This is a genomic window from Alphaproteobacteria bacterium (assembly GCA_019695395.1).
Lineage (GTDB): Bacteria > Pseudomonadota > Alphaproteobacteria > JAEUKQ01 > JAIBAD01 > JAIBAD01.
In genome coordinates this window covers 1-17,565 of the sequence record JAIBAD010000039.1, presented here as the reverse complement: position 1 = coordinate 17,565, position 17,565 = coordinate 1, and the positions used below count along the sequence as shown (strand labels likewise).

The following is a 17,565-nucleotide window of genomic DNA, read 5'->3' as shown; positions in this document are numbered from 1 at the left end:
GTTGATCTTGTTGGCAAGAAAAAATTTAGTTTCGGAATAAATGGTGATACCCACACAGGTGATTTAACCTTTACCGATACACTAATACCAGAACAACTTGATCGAATGGTTATAAAACAAATAATCACGGATGTACAACAAGGCAAAATTAAATATCAAACATTCCTGCGCCGCATTATGGAAGCAGGATGTAGCCATTATGAAGTTTTCATCAATGGACGTAAGGCCATTTATTTTGGCCGTGATGGTGCCCAACATATTGAAGAATTCCCAAAGGCATCGTGAGCAACACAGGCATAAATTTTAAAATTAGATTCTTAAAATTAATCCCTTGAAAATATAATGTACTAACACCATCTCATATCAAATTGTTGATAAAACTCAGGGGAAAAAAATTTCAAAATAGATTGAATCAATTTTACTAGAATGTTATTTAGACGATTCTATTAATTTTAATATTACATTTAAAATTTATTAAAATTAAAAGGATAAATATGAAGTTAGAGGAATATATTTTTTATGGTATAGAAGCTTTTGATCGTGGTGAACAGGAACATGCATTATTACATGCTTGTATGGCCATAGATGGAACTTTTCAAAAAAGTGTAAATGCTACAAGTTCTACCAGATCTGGATATATAAAATTTATTCGTGATTATTATTGGATTTTAGAACCTATGACAGGTTCAGGAGTAGATTTCGATAATACCTACTGGGGTAATATTAAGTTAAAAGATGAAAAAGGCAAAGATATAGAAAAACTCGATATGGCTAGTTTTATATTATATTTTTAGATGTTCTCAAGTGCATGGAAAAGAAATTCTGCCTCAATACAAATTATTATCTAGAAATGGCCCATTGCTTGCATTTCATATATCAAAAAATAGACTGCATATTCCAGAAACTATAATTTGGGGGTTATTAAGTATTTGTGTATTTGCCAAAGTAAATGCAGATATTAAAACTAATACAGCGCATTATTTTACTCTGGGGAATAATAAGTTCTCTATATCAGATTGGTGGGGATTAGAAGATTCTTTTCGTCCAATTGCTATAAAACATAATCCTGTTAGAGTTCCACCTGAGATGTTAAGTTTTCCTGATGCTTCTTTACAGCGTATAGCACATATAGAAGAAGCTAAGATCTTTGGTAACTAAAATCAATTTGTGCTTACAAAAAAGGATTAAAGTGTTATAATCCCACCTAATATGAGCATTAGGTGCAAGTGGCAATTATCAATATATCTGGTATTATATTCGTATCACTTGTTATCTCTGCTTACGTGGGGGAAAAAAACTCGGCGCGCATAGTGGTATAATAAAAGGTGATGGGAGTAAGATAACAAACTTATAACAAAAAGCACCGATAAGAAAGAACAATTGGTGCCAACAAGAAAAATTATAAAATATCATTTAGCATAATAGGAGGGCTTATGAACCAAGAACAATATTCCCGTAAGAAATACGGTTTCTGGCACAAAGCATTTGTTACCAAGGTGTCTATTGTATGCCTCGTGGTACTGGGTGTCCTCCTGGTAATTGACCACTGGAATCATGTGGTTAATGCCTTACCTTATCTCCTGTTATTATCCTGCCCGCTGATTCATTTATTTATGCACAGCAAACATCATCATGATGATAAAGAAGAAAAAAATCCTTATAAAGGGGAGCATCACTAATGGTCATGTTTATGGCGCATATTGCTTTTATCTTTGAAGTATTAGCCTTGGCTATCGGTTTAGCGGCAATACATTATGGAAAAGAACTTCACGCAAGGCTGATTAAAACGGCGGGCATACTACTCGTGGTCTTTGCTACTAGCGGTATTCTTTGTACCGGTTATTATGCGATAAAGTATTTTTTCATGGGTCATTATAAACATGCTTATGATTTTAATATCCCAATGAAAGATAACATGGCCCATGATCATTGCAGTGAAAGCGTTGGCGACTAAAGGAAATTAAATGGAACATCAGCATAATCATATACATCAAGGGCATATACATAATGGGGATCATTCCGCCCAGCAGCATAAGTCACCTCCAGCTCCCTCTCAACAAGAAATCTTCGCGGACAACAGCGTAATTTATACCTGTCCGATGCATCCACAAATCCGACAAAAACAGCCAGGAAATTGTCCGATCTGTGGTATGACGTTGGAGCCAGAGAAAATAGCGCTTGATAGCGGACCTGATCCAGAACTTATTGATATGACGCGCCGCTTTTGGGTGTCGGCGTTGTTATCGCTGCCATTGGCAATTTTTGTAATGGGTGCACATTTTATTCCGAACCTTCCCCATGAATGGTTAAACTCAAGGCCCACTCATTGGATAGAACTTGCTATTGCTACACCAGTGGTGCTATGGGGCGGTTGGCCATTCTTTACGCGGGCAATGGATTCGGTGAAGAACAAAAACCTCAATATGTTCACCTTGATCGCGTTGGGCACAGGTGTTGCTTATATCTATAGCCTGCTTCTTACGTTGTTTCCTGAACAAATAGCCAAGCTTGCCAGTGGGCTTGAGTTGGAAGTATATTTTGAAGCAGCAGCGGTGATTACAGCGCTTGTATTGCTTGGCCAAGTGTTAGAACTTAAAGCCCGCAACCAGGCCAGAAACGCGATGCGTGCGCTGCTTGATCTTGCCCCTAAAATGGCCCGCATCATCCGGTCTAATGGAAGGGAAGAAGATGTTTCACTTTCTCTCGTGCATAAGGGTGATCTGTTACGTGTACGCCCCGGTGAAAAAGTTCCGGTCGATGGCGTGGTGGTGGAAGGCCATAGCAGTGTTGATCAATCAATGGTTACAGGCGAATCCGTGCCGGTAGAGAAAAACCCCGGGGATAAAGTTATTGGTGCGACGCTTAATAATACAGGCGGTTTTATTATGAAAGCGGAACGTGTTGGTAATGAAACCATGTTAGCGCAGATTGTTGAAATGGTTTCAAAGGCCCAGCGTACCCGTGCACCAATTCAGCGTATGGTAGATACAGTGTCTGGATACTTCGTTCCTATCGTAGTGCTAGTAGCTGCGATGACTGCGGGTATCTGGTGGATTTGGGGACCAGAGCCGAAACTAGCTTATGCTATTGTTAACGCTGTAGCCGTGCTGATTATCGCTTGCCCCTGTGCCCTTGGCCTTGCAACGCCTATGTCGATTATTTCTGGTACGGGCCGTGGTGCGCATGCTGGCGTGTTGATCAAAAACGCTGAAGCACTTGAAATCTTGGAAAAAGTCGATACGCTTATTATCGATAAAACTGGCACGCTTACCGAAGGTAAACCCAAGCTGATGGAAGTTGTTACCGCGCCCGGCTTTGAGAAAAACGAAATATTGAAACTGGTTGCCAGTTTAGAAAAAAGCAGCGAGCACCCGTTAGCATCAGCCATTATTAAGGGTGCAGAAGAACGTGGTATGACACTTGCAGCCGTTCAAGATTTTATATCAATTACTGGCCAAGGTGTGAAAGGTACAATTGAAGGCCGTAGTGTAGCGCTGGGTAACAAAGCGCTGCTGCTCTCACTTGGTATCGATTTTACATCTCTTAATGATGCCGCCGAACAATTACGTGCCAAGGGCCAAACCGCTATGTTCGCTACTGTTGATGGCAAACCCGCAGCTGTGATCAGTGTAGCAGACCCAATCAAAACCACTACATTAGAAGCTTTAAAACAATTAAAGGCAGAAGGTTTGCGGATCGTTATGCTCACTGGTGACAGCAAAGCCACAGCCCAAGCCGTAGCCAACCAGCTTACTATCGATGAGATTGAAGCAGAAGTGTCACCAGATCGAAAAAATGAAGTGGTACGCCTGCTGCAACAACAAGGCCTCAAAGTAGTGATGGCTGGTGATGGCGTAAATGATGCACCTGCACTTGCCCAAGCCCAAGTAGGTATTGCAATGGGAACCGGCACGGATGTAGCAATGGAAAGTGCTGGAGTAACATTAATAAAAGGTGATCTTATGGGTATTGTTCGTGCCCGTCGCCTTAGTCGTTTGACCATGTCAAATATTCGTCAAAATTTGTTCTTCGCTTTTATCTATAATGTACTTGGCGTGCCGGTAGCAGCGGGCGTTCTTTACCCATTTTTTGGATTGTTGTTAAGCCCAGTGATTGCCAGTGCAGCGATGGCACTAAGTTCAGTGTCGGTGGTTGCCAATAGCTTGCGGTTACGCTCCGTCAAACTTTAATATAATTACGGCTATACCCAGTCAACTAGTGTTAATTGATCCCTGCTTTTAACCCGGGATGTTATGTCTCGCATGTTTGGTCGGGATAAGCGTTACTTTTTATTTTATTTCGAGTAGAAGGGCATCGTGATCTGAATAAGGTTGCGGAATCACTTGAAGATTACATTGGTGGGCAATGTTCTTAGTGCAAAGACAAATATCAAGAACTTTATGAAAGACATGAAAAGTAAAAGTCTTATGTTCCTTGCGGTTTAATAGGACAAGTTCCCCATTCTGCAGGAGCGGGGCCAGTTCCTTAAATCCGCTTAGAATATTGAAATCACCAAGAAAGATAACCTCACCTGGCGTGTTTTTAACCATTTGACCTGCTTCCAGCAACTGCCGTTTTCTTACTTTCTTATTTAATGAAAAATGGGTAAAGAACAATGTCACCTCTGATGTAAGGCCAATTTTATAGATCAGGCGTTTGGTTCCACACGTGAAGTGAATTTTCTTATACGGCAAATCCTGCTTTGACAAGAAAGCATTGCTTTTGCCGCGCGTCAGGGGAAAAGAACGTAGAGGACTGGTATTAAGATATTTATTCTCGATATCGAAGAATGGATAAGTTTCCCCCGTGATACCTTCCAACAGGCAGAAATTAGCCTTATGGAATGCTGCTTGCTCGATTTCCACAAAGCAGCATAGATCGGGGCGCTCCCGGCTCATTATTTCTGCTAACTGCCGCCATACTTTTTCTTGGACCACAGCAGAACAATAAAAATGCCGGTATGCGAAGAGAATATGATGCGTAAGTGAACCGCTGATGCCGCGCAGATAACCCAAATTGCTCATCAGTATTTTCATAAAACACCCTAGAAAAATACTTTAAGTGCGCGCACCAGATACCCTGTCCATTTTTTCCATAAGGGTAGCTTCTGCCATTTCTCTGGTGTCAATTCTTGGCTATGGGCCAGATCATCAAGAAATTGCTGTTTTAATTTATCAATAGCAGCAGGTTCGGTAATCACCAAATTGGCTTCTCGATTATGGAAGAAACTGATGACGTCGAAATTAGCGCTGCCAGCAGTTGCCCAAATGTCATCGATCACTGCTATTTTGCAATGCAGGTTATGGGGGCCATAATGGAACACACGTACACCAGCATCAAAAAGTTTTTTGCCATATGAAATACATATCCAGTCGGCTAATGGTATGTCCGAATGTTCGGGCACCAACAGTAGGATTTCCACACCACGCCCATGCGCCTGTTTCAGCAGATTAAAAAACCGCAAATGTGGTATAAAAAACGGTGTTGCAATATAGATATAACGCTTGGCACGACTAATGGCTTCAGCTAGTTCTTCATAAACTTTGAATTTTGGCACATTTGGCTGACTGACCACATAACGAAAATTTTCATCTTTCGGCGGCGTTTTCGTGAGGGGCATTTCTTTTTGTTGTTGGAAGGTACGTTTAATATCATTAAACGCATGACGGATATAGAGTACAGCTGGCCCTGTAATACAAACTTGCGTATCTCGCCAATTTGCCATGTGGTTGGCGATGCAAGCACTGCCAACATAAGCGATAGAAGAATCCACCAGCAGCGTTTTAACATGCGTGCGTGGAAACCAACGCCAGGGCGTAAAAAAATTCCAGTAGGTGATGGGGTTATAGAAGTAAAAATGCCCCCCATGCCGTCGCAACTTTCGAACCAGGGATGAGTGTAATAGCTGAATGCTGCCGAACTTGTCGCAAATGATAAATACCTGAATACCCTCTGATGCCTTTTTGATGAAAAGTTCCAGAAAACGGCGTCCCAGTTTATCGTTGTCAAAAATATACTGCTCTAACTCGATAGATACTTTCGCCCGCTCGCAATCACGATACATAGCGTCCCATGCGTCACACGCGGTAAGATAGAACCGGCAGATGGGCTTTGGTGGTTCTAAGGATTCTACAAATTGGTCTTCTTCTCGAACCATACCACCGCTTTCTTTTTAGGTGTTGCTAATTAATTTGTTTTAAATAAATATTTTATAATTGCCCACAGCATCGCAATGACATTGGCTGTCGTTGTTGTTAATAAAGCAATCATGACGGCATCTGACAAATGGATAACATCAAAGCCAGTTAGAAAGATTATTGTCATGACTAAAATCAACCAGATAAGCACAGCGCCTAAAATCCAACGGTAAGCGCTGCGTTGATGACCCAAATCCTGTTTGGTGCGTTCGCGATCTAAATCTTCACTTTCTCGGGTTGCTTTTTCATCATTTGTGATCTTTGGTCCCGCTACCTGCGCTGGTAAATGAGCCAGATTTATTCTTAAATCATTATCATCAGGTAGGTTTTGATTATTCATGGGCTATGCTTTTTTGTTGGGCAAAATAGGCGGCAATTTTTTCATCAGGCACATCCAAACCTTGGGGTAATTTTGCCAAATCTTTATAAAAATGTGTAACCTGGTACCAGGGGGATCCCTCTTCATGGGTCAAGCTTGAAAGTTGGAAAGCAGTAAAATGCCCATATAAATTCCAAATTTTTTCTATAAGGATTTTAACTGCTTCTGGTAAGGATTGGGGTTGATTTTGAAGAGCATGCGGTGTTAAAAGTTGGCTGCCATTTCTTTTATATTCGTCGTAAAGTGAGCGTATCACCGGACCATACTGCCAAGCCTCAATCGTTTCATCTAGCAAGGGTTTGCCCGTAAGTCCCAAATGCCAACCATGGGCAAAATAAACCAGTTTTTGCAGTTTCATATGGGATAAACGTTCCCCATATTTTGCTGCAATTTGCACAAATTCTTTGGCGATATCGGATGCTTTATAAAGCGTCATGCGTAATTTACCTAAAACCTTTGGATTATGATCATTCAAATTATATAAGGATATTTTAATTAATAAGGCGATGTTTGACAAGAATATTGGAGCAGATTGGATGATAGATGAATGATTTATTTTGATAGAGATACAAAAAATAATTAACTGTGTGGAAAAGATAAATTTTCCATAAATTAGGCGGGCTTAATTTACATATAAATTATCCCTTGACATGCAACCAAATAGTTGCATAATAGAATGATGACAACAAACGAAGATAAAGTATTTAAAGCCCTTGCCGATTCTAGCCGTCGTAAATTGCTGGATCGGTTGCGCAAGAAAAATGGTCTTACCCTTGGAGATTTATGTCAGGGCCATGACATGACCCGCCAAGCGGTAAGCAAACATCTTGTGTTATTAGAGGCGGCGAATCTTGTTGTTACAAAAATGCAGGGCCGTGAAAAGTTGCACTTTTTAAACCCTGTTCCAATTAATGATATTTACATGCGTTGGATCGGCAAATTTGAACAAGAAAGACTTATCGCCCTTCACAATCTTAAACAAGCCTTAGAGGAGAATGAAAATGACTAAACCAGATTTTACTTATACAACTTATATCAAAACAACACCAGAAAAAGTGTGGCAAGCGATCACCAACCCTGAATTCACCCATCAATATTGGGGAAATAATAATGTGTCCGATTGGCGCAAAGGGTCCGAATGGAAACATGTGGATCCCCAAAGTGGGGAGGTACGTGTCGTGGGCAAGGTTGTTGAAAGCAATCCCTTCACACGTCTTGTCCTGACCTGGGCGGGACCAGAAGATTTAACCGATGTGTCAGAAGTTATTTTTGATATTGCGGCCAATGAAGATATGGTGTGTTTAAACGTTGTCCACGGTAAATTTAAACCCAATTCAACGATGGCGGACCGCGTATCCCAGGGCTGGCCCCGCGTTCTTTCCGGTCTTAAATCATTTCTTGAGACAGGACAGATCCTTAACATCTGGGCCGGCTTTAAACATAGTTGTAGTGACGTTAAAAAAGCGAGTTGATATATAAATAACAAAAGCCACATTTTTACAAAAATGTGGCTTTTAATTTTAAATAGGATACTTATTATGACTACGGACCAATTTAAAGAATTTATAAAGAAAAATCCTCACTTGAAAGATTATTATTGGTTATTAGCTGAAATGCGTAAAGAAAGCCCACGTGGTGCTGTTTTAATTTCATGTAGCTTTGTTGAAGATCAACTTCAAAAAATACTTAAGTCATTTTTAGTAGAAACTTCAATAAAAATGTTTGAAGAAGAAAATTCAGTTTTGGGCACATTATATGCTAAAGCTGCAATAGCTTTAAGTTTGGGTTTAATTAATCAAGATGAATATGATGAAATAAAAATTTTTAGAAAAATACGTAATCAATTTGCTCATATAACAAAGATAAATTTTGATGATCCAGAAATTGTTAGATTATGCAAAAAATTAAAATTATTTATTATGCCAAATGATATAGTTTTACCTTGGTTTGAATATTATTTAATGACTGTTACGGTTTTAATTAATGGTCTTATGAATAGAGTGGCTCATGTATCTGAAAAACGTTTAAAAATTATTGATTGGGGTATAGAGTATACCAGCTTGAAAAAGAGTTAATTTAGAGATTAAAGAATTATTACCATCAGATAGGTAATGTGATTAATATGGGTATAGAAAAATTTGTTGAGTGTAATGGAATAAAGATTGCCTATGATACGGATCGTGAAATTGATCCTGCCCAAACTTATTTACTTTTCTTGCATGGATTGCAAACCAATAAAGAAGGATTTAATGCCTTAAGGCAGGATTTATTAAACAATCTTTCCTTTCCCCATTTGGCAATTGATTTGGTTGGGTTTGGTCATTCAGATAAACCCCAAAATTTTTCTTATGATCTTGCCGACCAAACAGCAATCCTTATAAAAATATTGAACGCCCTGCACCTTCAAAAGGTTCATGTTGTTGGTCATAGTTTAGGTGGTATGATTGGAACATTACTGTTAAAAGAATTACCCAATCATATTCAAAGTCTTTGCAGCATGGAAGGTAATTTAAAATTAGATGATTGTGGTGAAAGTAAAATAATTGCGTCCATGTCTTTTGATTATTTTAAAAACCATTATTTTAAAACTCTTAAAACGAATCTAGAAAATTCCAATCAACCCAATAAATATATACGTTTAGGAGCATTAAATCCGGTACCCGATTTTGTTTTTTATCAAACGGGCCAATCAATTGTGACATGGGCAAATACTAATCAGCTTTTTGATACTTTTATGCAAACCCACCAACCTAAAATTCTTCTTCGAGGAGAAAAAGGCAATTTTTCAACTCTTCCTACAGGCCCAACAATTGAAAATGTTATCATAGCTAATGCAGGTCATTTTGTTCATTTAGATAACCCGGTTGAAACGTCGAATGCTATTATTAATTTTTTGTCAAAAATTAATAAATGAGATATGGGTGTTATTTGATTAATTTATCATCTTTACCTTATGTCAAAAGGTTAATAAAATTAATACTATATTTATCAATTAAATAAGATTTTATCTATGAAAGATATAAGAAAATGAAACCGATTAAACAAATCACGCCAGAATTTTCTGTAACCGGGCAGGTTGGACTTGCGGATCTTTCAACCCTTGCAGGGTTAGGGTTTAAAACCGTGATCAATAACCGCCCCGATGGGGAGGAACCTGGACAGCCAACTAATGCCGAAATTGCGGCGGAGGCAAAAAAACATAATCTTGCCTATCTTCACATCCCGGTGGTTAGTGGCAGAATGACCCAAGACAATGTTGAAGATTTCAAACAATATCTTCCTAAATCAACAGGACCTGTTGTTGCATTCTGCCGGTCTGGTACGCGTTGTGCTACCTTATGGGCATTAGCACAAGCAGGGAAAATGAATGCTGATGATATTTTAAATAAAACATCGGCAGCAGGTTTTGATTTATCCGGTTTGCGTCCCGTTTTGGAGAAATAATTTATTTATTTTTAAATTAGAATTGAGACTATTTAAGCCATTTGTATACTAAGTAAATACAATATGCAGCAAATGTACCATCTAATTAAATAATAAAAATACATTTAGATGATTAAAGCTTTATCAATTCTAAACCAAACCGTTAAGTCATAAATCTTTGATTAAAATTATAGATGTCTTATGATTGGCTGGCAGATTTACATATATTTCCTGGGACATTGGTAGTTTATATAATAATGAATGAGTTGATAAAGATACCAAGCTTTAAGAGAAGAAATTTCCCAAAAAGGATAATCAAAAAGCTGCCTGCATTTCTCAAATAATATTTCTCAGGCAATTTTCTACCATTAATTATTACTCTTATTAACTTGCTTTAAAAAGCTTGCTTTTTTCTATTATTAAATTCACTATTATAAAAAAATATTATTATATTAATTTCTTTATTATTTTTAATAATATTATTTGGGGAGGGAAAATGATAACACAATTTCGAAAATCTGTTCTTGCTATTCTTTATATGGTGGGAGGTATTTTATTGTTGTCGCTCAGTAGCGCCATTATTCGGCTCCTGAGTAGTTCTTACCCTATTAATCAAATTGTGATTTTTCGTACAATTTTTGGTTTAGTCGTGGTTATTTTATTTTCATGGCTGATTCTAAAACAAAATTTTTGGCGGACCCAGCAACCTATGCTTCATTTTTGGCGTAGCATTTTGGGGATATTCGCTATGGGCGCCTATTTTATTAGTCTTTATTTATTACCTTTAGCAGATGTCGCTGCCCTTACAATGACAGACGCAATTTTTATTGCTTTACTTTCTAGCTATTTCTTAAAAGAAAAAAATGACTATCGCTATTGGTTGGTAATTTTTTTAGGATTCGCAGGTGTTGTGATTATAGCACGCCCTGGATTTTCTGTTTTTAATCCAGCGTCGCTCATTGCCGTGTTTGTTGGTTTCCTTACAGCAATTAGTATGATGGTTATTAGTAAAATGGCTAAAACAGAAACATTTGGGTGCATAAATTTTTATTGTTGGCTGGTACTTTTATTTGTTAGTGTCGGATTAATTCCATGGCAATGGTGGACATCCGAAAGTTTTTTCGTTAAACAAGGGTATATTGGATGGCAACCAATTGGAACAACGGATTGGCTGTTACTTATAGCAACTTCTTTATGTACGGCTATTAGCAATTTACTTATTACCCAATCGTATCGTATGGGGCGTGCCTCTCTTGTATCACCTTTTGGTTATTTGGATTTACCCTTTTCAGCCCTTTTAGGTTTTTTATGGTTGCAAGAAAAAATAGATATCTTTTTGGTGGTAGGGGGTGCCGCTATTATTTTAAGTGGTCTTGGCCTTATTTATTGGGAAAAACAGCGGGATGCTAAAGAGTTAGAAGATAAAGAACCACAAGAGGCTTTGCAACAATCTCCTGCTTCGTGATTTAATCTAACTCATGTCTAATAACGAATAGAGATTTAAGTGGTAAATAATATCAGTTTCGAATTTTTTACTGACTCTTTTGCCAGTTTATATTTATTGTTTTTAGTTGGGACATATACATTAACCTTTACAGATAATATTTTTGTGCGATTCTTCCATTTAGCGGGATTATTTAAAAATCTCCCTCGACTACCTGAAAACAGGTAATGCCCGCGTCTCTCCACATTTTGACAACTTTATTACGGTCATCAAATACACATAGGATATGATCTTTCGGTATTAAGCCCTGATGGACCCAACTGATTTTTAAAATAGTGTCAGGTATGTGGTCCCCTTCTTTGCGCATGATTAAGTGATGATAAGGAACGTGGTTTAACCTCAGCCAATCTTCCGTTTGTTTACGTACCTCATCACTTCTGCCAGATACAATATAAATTTTGAATAAAGGATAAAGTGCCTGTAGAATTGTAATCACGGCTTCATGCGGTTTGTCATCAATACAAGCAGCAAAAAAATCTCGCCATTTTCTTTTTTTACCCTGGATGAAATGGATACGATGTTCTATATTGGCAAGTGTACCATCCAAATCAAAAATAACAATGTTACGTTTTGGATGACTACAAAGATTTATCAAATTATTTTATTGCTCCGGGTAATTTATACCTATTTAATTAAGGTTATAAAAATTACGCCATAAAATTCTTTGCAGCAGAATCTTTATAAGATTCATTCTTATCACGATTGGCGGGTAAGCTTTCCCATATATTTCCTGGGGCATTGGCAATAATATCTGCCATCGAAATAATACCTGTTAATTCATCATTATGGTTAAGAATTAATAAGCGGCCTATATCATGTTCTAACATTCTATCAAAAGCTTGTTTATCGGTATCATCTTCAAAACTATAAATGACATCTTTGGTATAAGCTTCTGTGACTTTAGTTGTTTTTGGATCTTTACCTTCATTTATACAACGAACAATCATATCACGGTCCGTTACAACACCCATAAGCTTCTTGCCAGGTTGATCTTTGCTGCCTTCAACCACAGGTAAAATACCGGTATGAAGTTCCAACATTTTTTGTGCCGTTTCTTCAAGTGTCCAGTCTTGGGTTATAACGCTAGGGTTAAGTTTCATTAAATCTTTTATTTGCATGTTTTTATCCTTTTAGTAAGTTGTTTATAAAAAATTGATATAGGGATATTAGGTAAAATACCGATGTTCATACTTAGGAAAATATCAGGCATTATTATCATTCAAATTAATAAAAATAGATCGTTATTAAGATCTATTCATATAGCCAAGGACGAAATAATATAATAAAATTTTATATAATTAATTTAAATCTAATAACCAGTTTTTGGCAAAATTATGTGCCATAATGTTTAATGATTTGATCCATGATTTAATTTTTATCATAATTTCATTCCTTATATTAAAAATAATATGTAGAGAATACGCATATAAATTTACGGGTAATTTTTGGCTTGCTAAAATTTTTTTCCCTTGATAAAAAATCCCATCATTTGTATCAATTTTTGAAGCAATTCCAATAAGCTTATCGTGATGATTTTTGATTAATACATGATTAAAATTATGGTGATGTAAAAGATCAAAAATCTCCCAAGATTTGTGGGTACTTGATCCAAAAATGATATGAGGTGTGAAAATTTCGTTCACTTTAGCCTCTTTGGGATCTTTACCTGGAACAACACATCGTTCAATAATATTTCGTTTTGTTAATAACCCAATAGGTATAAATATTTTTTTGTCTTTATTACCTTTAACCACAGGTAAAAAACCCACCCCAGCCTTGGTCATTTTATGAATTGCTTCTTCGAGCGTATAATCTTGGGTTATTGACAAAAATTTAGATGATCTGAAATTAAAAAAATCCATAATTTATTCTTTAGATATAGTGTTGATGTTTAGTTTGAGTAAAAGATACGAGATATATCTCTCGTATCTTTTATGTTATCCATTAATAATTTCTTGAGCGGCGGCGGGATGAAGGTTGATTATTATAATCTTCGTAATTTTCATATTCTCCATAAGTACGACCGCTTTGGGTTCTATAATTACTGGTTTCATTATTGCGGGTTCGAGATGTATTATTATAACTTTCTTGGTCATACCCTCTATTTTGTCCACTATTTTGTCTATTATTTTGCCTATTATTTTGACTGTATCGATTGGCATATTGATTGTTTTCATAATAATGATCATTACCAGCTCTATATCCTTGGTTATCTTTATACCCGCTGCCTCCCCAACGGCCACCACCATAATTGCGTTCAAAATTATTTTCGCGTCCCTCATAATCATCTGAGCGAAGTCTACGGCTACCATACCCACCTTGACGTTCATAATTTAAATGGCGATTGGTATTTTGCGCATATCTGTTATTTTCAATATTATCATAGTTGGTATTACCGTAACCACGACTTGTACGATGAATGTTATAGTCATTATCACCTTGATCATAATCATCATAATTGCCACGTGATACCATATCTTCATCATAATTATCGTCATAATCATCTTGGTCATAGTTATCTTGATAATTGGCACGTCTACCAACACGGCCGCCACCATATCCCCCACTTTCATAATCATCTTCGTATCCGCTATTGGAACGACCGCCGTAATTCATATCATTATTATAATCTCTATTTTTGCCACGATTATGATATGAATAATTTTCATCATAATCTCGTCTTCTTGAATTTCTAGCCATAATTTATTTTCTCCTGTGGGTGTATTGGTTCAATGGTATTTAGATTTAATTGATTTTAAAAAATTAAATCTTGAATATTAGATATAGGTAAAATAGCCTTTAATAAGCATATAAGGTTTCGTCTTAATTAATAAAATTTTTCGTTCTAGGATAAATTATAGACTTATTGAATTCAAAGACGAAACCTTGAACCTTTAGAATGACAAGAGTTGAATAAGAAAAGAAGTTGGAAATAGAATAAAAATATCAAAAAGAAATAAATTTAAAATTATAATTAAGGATTAGTATGGAGCATCATTCAAAAAAAATTCTTTCCCGTTCTGCTTTTGCTGGACGTATGATGATTTGGTTATCCATCACATTAATTTTAATGATGATTTCTTTGATATTTGGTATGTGGGGATATCATCATTTTGAACATATGACATGGTTGGATGCCCTCTTGAATGCCGCAATGATTTTAGGGGGTATGGGGGAAATTGATGCCCTGAAAACGTTCGGTGGCAAAATATTTGCCTCTTTTTATGCTATATATTCAAGTATTTTTTTGATTATGTGCGCAGGTGTGCTCTTGGTTCCGATTTTTCATCGGGTGCTGCATCGTTTTCATGCAGATAATTAAATCTATGAATTTAATGCGGCTTGGGCTTCTTTACCTTTACCTCTGCTCACACTTTCCCCATCATCGCTTTTTAAGGTTAAAAATGAAAGGGAGGTTAAAATAGTAAATCCTCCCATCGTCCAAAATGCATAATGTAAGGCACCAGTTACGGCTGCGTGATCTGTTTGGGGTAATGATCCTAAATACCATCCTGCAATTAATGATCCACCCGCAAGGCCAAAGCTCATCGACATTTGTTGAAGAGAACTTGCAATAGTAGCGGCCATACTGGAATCTTTGGTTTCTATATCAGCATAGGCCAAGCTATTCATACTTGAAAATTGAAGGGAGTTGAAAAAACCTTGGGCCAAGGAACAGGTAATAATAAATAATATTGGTGTGGCACTTGATATTGTTCCATAAAAGCTGATGATAATACCAATGATAATTGTGTTGCCTAATAAAATTTTACGATATCCAAAACGCCGTAATAAATTTTTGGCAAAAAATTTCATGCTCATCGCAGCCAGGGCGATAGGCATCATTAATAATCCCGATTGCCATGCAGGAAGACCAAGCCCAAGTTGATATAAAAGGGGAAGCAAAAAGGGTAACCCCCCAATACCAAGACGGGTTATAAATCCCCCAATAACTGAAACACGAAACGTTCTAATGTTAAAGAGATTAAGCCTTAAGAGAGGATATTTTATATGCAAAGCATGATAGGCATAAGATCCAAGAAGTACTAAAGAAAGAATAAATAAGGATAACGTTGCAATATTATTAAATTTGTGTTCACCAAAAATTTCTAAAAACCACGAAAGTAAGGCAGCCCCACCCCCAAATAAAATTAATCCTCTTAAATCAAGAGGATGCGATGTATCACCCCGATAATCAGGCATATACCGGTAAATCAACCAAAGCCCAATAATTCCCACAGGCACATTAATAAAAAAGATATCCCGCCATGTTAAAAAATGAACAATTAATCCCCCGACCGTTGGTCCTAATAAAGGACCAATTAAAGCTGGAATAATAACGAAATTCATTGCGGTTAAAAGTTCGGATTTAGGAAAGGTACGGATAATTGTCAATCGTCCAACAGGCATCATCATGGCTGCACTAGCTCCTTGAAGGATTCGGGCAACCACAAGCATGGGAACATTAACAGAAAGGCCGCATAGAATAGAAGAAAGTGTAAAGCTTGCAACCGCAATGGTAAATATTTTCCGTGTTCCAAAACGATCAGCCAACCATCCGCTTATAGGAATACAGACGGCAAGACTTAAAATATAACAGGCAACAACAGCTTTAAGGCTTAAGGGTGTAACAGATAAACTTGCAGCCATGGAGGGTACGGCTGTATTGACGATTGTGGTATCCAATTGTTCCATAAACAAAGCAGTTGCCACAACCCAGGGTAAATAACGTTTAACGATTTGATTTTCAGTCATGTAAAGAAATAAGAGTTTCTAAAATAAGACAAGCTAAGAAATTATTTTAATAAAAAATTGATTAATTTAGTCTTAATATATTTTCTTATATAAGATAATTGTTAAGAGGAAGCAGGTGTTATTTAAGCAATGCTGCTATGTCCTGGGTTCAATATCATAAATCGAATATCAATTATAGATATAGGGCACCGTTTTAGATATCAAAATTAATAGGTATTTTTATATAATATCTTCCTTTTTCAGATGTACCTAATTTACCCGCCCGTAAATTTATTTGTAAGGATGGGAATAAAAGTTTTGGTATAGATAATGTACTATCACGAGCTTGACGCCTTTTTACATAGTCTGCTTCATCAATAGTGTCATTGATTAAAATGTTTTTTTTCTTTTGGTCACTTACGGTTGTTTGAAACGAAGGTGGATGGCCCTCAGGCGGATAATCATGACATATAAATAACGTTGTGGTATCAGGATATGAAAGTATTTTTTGGATAGATTGATAAAGTATATGAGCATTGCCTCCAGGAAAATCGGCCCTGGCTGTTCCGAGGTTTGGCATGAAAAGAGTATCACCAACAAATATACAATTTTCCATATGAAATGAGGTGCAAACAGGGGTATGCCCAGGTGTTGATAAGGTAGTTACCGGTATATTCCCAATAAAGAAATTTTCATTATTATATAAAAGTTTATCAAATTGGCACCCATCCATAGGGGTATCATGTTCCGTATTAAAAATAGGTACCCAATATTTTAAAACCTCAATAATTTTATGATTGATGGCTGTTTTGCCCCCAATTTTATCTTTAATATAATGGGCAGCCGTTAGGTGATCTGCATGAATATGTGTTTCTAAAATCCACTGAACGGTTAATCCATTTTCTTGAATATAAGCAATAATCTGTTCTGCAGAATCAGTAGAAATATGACCCGTGTAAGGGTCATAATTTAAGACTGCGTCAATAATAGCACAATATCTAGTGGTTCTATCTATAACTATATAGGTAAAAGTTGATGTGGTGGGATCAAAAAAATTTTTAACTTGCATAATGATAAATATAAAAATAGTTTATATTAAAATATAACTAATGAGGGTGGCAATCAATAAATATCATATATAATAAATTTACGCTGATCGACATAAATTTTAAGGGCACAAATTTATAGGGAGGGCACAATGAATATAATTAAAAAGCTAACATCTGAAATGTCACTAACAAGCCAAATTGATATAGAAGATGTTAAAAAACTTGGGGGATTAGGATTTAAAAAGATTATTAATAATCGTCCTGATAAAGAAGAAGATC

General features: G+C 36.7%; 24 protein-coding genes. 14 read left to right on the top strand and 10 right to left on the bottom strand.

The genetic code is table 11. From position 1 onward, the window contains the following. The 6 genes from K1X44_07250 to K1X44_07225 form a co-directional block, all read left to right on the top strand. The coding region (locus tag K1X44_07250; GenBank protein ID MBX7147087.1) for a DUF1398 family protein at positions 1–285 on the top strand (285 nt) is incomplete at its 5' end. 209 nt (positions 286–494) lie between these two features. After that, positions 495–794 (top strand): hypothetical protein, encoded by a 300-nt coding sequence (locus K1X44_07245; protein MBX7147086.1) that lies wholly within the window; start codon positions 495–497, stop codon positions 792–794. 10 nt (positions 795–804) lie between these two features. After that, positions 805–1,158, top strand: coding sequence for a hypothetical protein (locus tag K1X44_07240; protein ID MBX7147085.1), 354 nt, complete (start codon positions 805–807; stop codon positions 1,156–1,158). Positions 1,159–1,433: 275 nt separating this feature from the next. Beyond that, positions 1,434–1,679 carry a DUF2933 domain-containing protein gene (locus K1X44_07235; GenBank protein MBX7147084.1) on the top strand — a complete coding sequence of 82 codons (246 nt, stop codon included), beginning with the start codon at positions 1,434–1,436 and terminating at the stop codon, positions 1,677–1,679. A gap of 11 nt (positions 1,680–1,690) precedes the next feature. Continuing rightward, entirely contained in the window at positions 1,691–1,954 is a 264-nt protein-coding gene (locus K1X44_07230) for a hypothetical protein (protein MBX7147083.1), read from the top strand. A gap of 145 nt (positions 1,955–2,099) precedes the next feature. Then, positions 2,100–4,190, top strand: a complete 2,091-nt coding sequence (locus K1X44_07225) for a copper-translocating P-type ATPase (protein MBX7147082.1) — start codon at positions 2,100–2,102, stop codon at positions 4,188–4,190. 99 nt (positions 4,191–4,289) lie between these two features. Here the strand turns inward: K1X44_07225 and K1X44_07220 are convergent, their stop codons facing one another. The 4 genes from K1X44_07220 to K1X44_07205 are packed head-to-tail and all read right to left on the bottom strand — an operon-like array spanning position 4,290 to position 7,012. Beyond that, a complete protein-coding gene (locus K1X44_07220; protein MBX7147081.1) occupies positions 4,290–5,036 on the bottom strand; it encodes an endonuclease/exonuclease/phosphatase family protein in 747 nt (248 codons plus the stop codon). Positions 5,037–5,044: 8 nt separating this feature from the next. Continuing rightward, positions 5,045–6,157, bottom strand: a complete 1,113-nt coding sequence (locus K1X44_07215; protein ID MBX7147080.1) for a phosphatidylserine/phosphatidylglycerophosphate/cardiolipin synthase family protein — start codon at positions 6,155–6,157, stop codon at positions 5,045–5,047. A 29-nt stretch (positions 6,158–6,186) separates the two neighbouring features. Beyond that, positions 6,187–6,537 carry a hypothetical protein gene (locus K1X44_07210; protein MBX7147079.1) on the bottom strand — a complete coding sequence of 117 codons (351 nt, stop codon included), beginning with the start codon at positions 6,535–6,537 and terminating at the stop codon, positions 6,187–6,189. Next, complete coding sequence (locus K1X44_07205) at positions 6,530–7,012, bottom strand: DUF4065 domain-containing protein (protein MBX7147078.1); 483 nt, start codon at positions 7,010–7,012, stop codon at positions 6,530–6,532. The genes K1X44_07210 and K1X44_07205 overlap by 8 nt, the downstream gene beginning before the upstream one ends. Before the next feature lie 240 nt (positions 7,013–7,252). Between K1X44_07205 and K1X44_07200 the strand changes: the two genes are divergently transcribed. The 6 genes from K1X44_07200 to K1X44_07175 all read left to right on the top strand — a co-directional run bounded on the left by K1X44_07200 (position 7,253) and on the right by K1X44_07175 (position 11,464). Beyond that, entirely contained in the window at positions 7,253–7,585 is a 333-nt protein-coding gene (locus K1X44_07200; protein ID MBX7147077.1) for a metalloregulator ArsR/SmtB family transcription factor, read from the top strand. After that, positions 7,578–8,048, top strand: a complete 471-nt coding sequence (locus K1X44_07195; GenBank protein ID MBX7147076.1) for an SRPBCC family protein — start codon at positions 7,578–7,580, stop codon at positions 8,046–8,048. Before K1X44_07200 ends, K1X44_07195 begins: the two co-directional genes overlap by 8 nt. A gap of 66 nt (positions 8,049–8,114) precedes the next feature. Next, a complete protein-coding gene (locus tag K1X44_07190; GenBank protein ID MBX7147075.1) occupies positions 8,115–8,651 on the top strand; it encodes a hypothetical protein in 537 nt (178 codons plus the stop codon). 47 nt (positions 8,652–8,698) lie between these two features. After that, positions 8,699–9,490, top strand: coding sequence for an alpha/beta hydrolase (locus K1X44_07185; GenBank protein MBX7147074.1), 792 nt, complete (start codon positions 8,699–8,701; stop codon positions 9,488–9,490). A 113-nt stretch (positions 9,491–9,603) separates the two neighbouring features. After that, complete coding sequence (locus K1X44_07180) at positions 9,604–10,020, top strand: TIGR01244 family phosphatase (protein ID MBX7147073.1); 417 nt, start codon at positions 9,604–9,606, stop codon at positions 10,018–10,020. A 475-nt stretch (positions 10,021–10,495) separates the two neighbouring features. Continuing rightward, positions 10,496–11,464 carry a DMT family transporter gene (locus K1X44_07175; GenBank protein ID MBX7147072.1) on the top strand — a complete coding sequence of 323 codons (969 nt, stop codon included), beginning with the start codon at positions 10,496–10,498 and terminating at the stop codon, positions 11,462–11,464. A gap of 172 nt (positions 11,465–11,636) precedes the next feature. Here K1X44_07175 and K1X44_07170 read toward each other — a convergent pair whose 3' ends face one another. The 4 genes from K1X44_07170 to K1X44_07155 form a co-directional block, all read right to left on the bottom strand. After that, entirely contained in the window at positions 11,637–12,065 is a 429-nt protein-coding gene (locus K1X44_07170; GenBank protein ID MBX7147071.1) for a hypothetical protein, read from the bottom strand. Between the two features lie 85 nt (positions 12,066–12,150). Next, positions 12,151–12,621, bottom strand: coding sequence for a CBS domain-containing protein (locus tag K1X44_07165; protein MBX7147070.1), 471 nt, complete (start codon positions 12,619–12,621; stop codon positions 12,151–12,153). A 180-nt stretch (positions 12,622–12,801) separates the two neighbouring features. Beyond that, the gene (locus K1X44_07160; GenBank protein MBX7147069.1) at positions 12,802–13,365 is read right to left on the bottom strand and encodes a CBS domain-containing protein; all 564 of its coding nucleotides are present in this window, start codon (positions 13,363–13,365) and stop codon (positions 12,802–12,804) included. An 82-nt stretch (positions 13,366–13,447) separates the two neighbouring features. Then, positions 13,448–14,203 (bottom strand): hypothetical protein, encoded by a 756-nt coding sequence (locus K1X44_07155; protein ID MBX7147068.1) that lies wholly within the window; start codon positions 14,201–14,203, stop codon positions 13,448–13,450. Between the two features lie 286 nt (positions 14,204–14,489). Between K1X44_07155 and K1X44_07150 the strand changes: the two genes are divergently transcribed. Further along, positions 14,490–14,825 (top strand): hypothetical protein, encoded by a 336-nt coding sequence (locus K1X44_07150; protein MBX7147067.1) that lies wholly within the window; start codon positions 14,490–14,492, stop codon positions 14,823–14,825. A 2-nt stretch (positions 14,826–14,827) separates the two neighbouring features. Here the strand turns inward: K1X44_07150 and K1X44_07145 are convergent, their stop codons facing one another. Both K1X44_07145 and K1X44_07140 read right to left on the bottom strand, forming a co-directional pair. Then, the gene (locus K1X44_07145; GenBank protein MBX7147066.1) at positions 14,828–16,258 is read right to left on the bottom strand and encodes an MFS transporter; all 1,431 of its coding nucleotides are present in this window, start codon (positions 16,256–16,258) and stop codon (positions 14,828–14,830) included. Positions 16,259–16,451: 193 nt separating this feature from the next. Continuing rightward, entirely contained in the window at positions 16,452–17,306 is an 855-nt protein-coding gene (locus K1X44_07140) for an MBL fold metallo-hydrolase (GenBank protein ID MBX7147065.1), read from the bottom strand. A gap of 129 nt (positions 17,307–17,435) precedes the next feature. Between K1X44_07140 and K1X44_07135 the strand changes: the two genes are divergently transcribed. Further along, the coding region (locus K1X44_07135) for a TIGR01244 family phosphatase (protein ID MBX7147064.1) at positions 17,436–17,565 on the top strand (130 nt) is incomplete at its 3' end.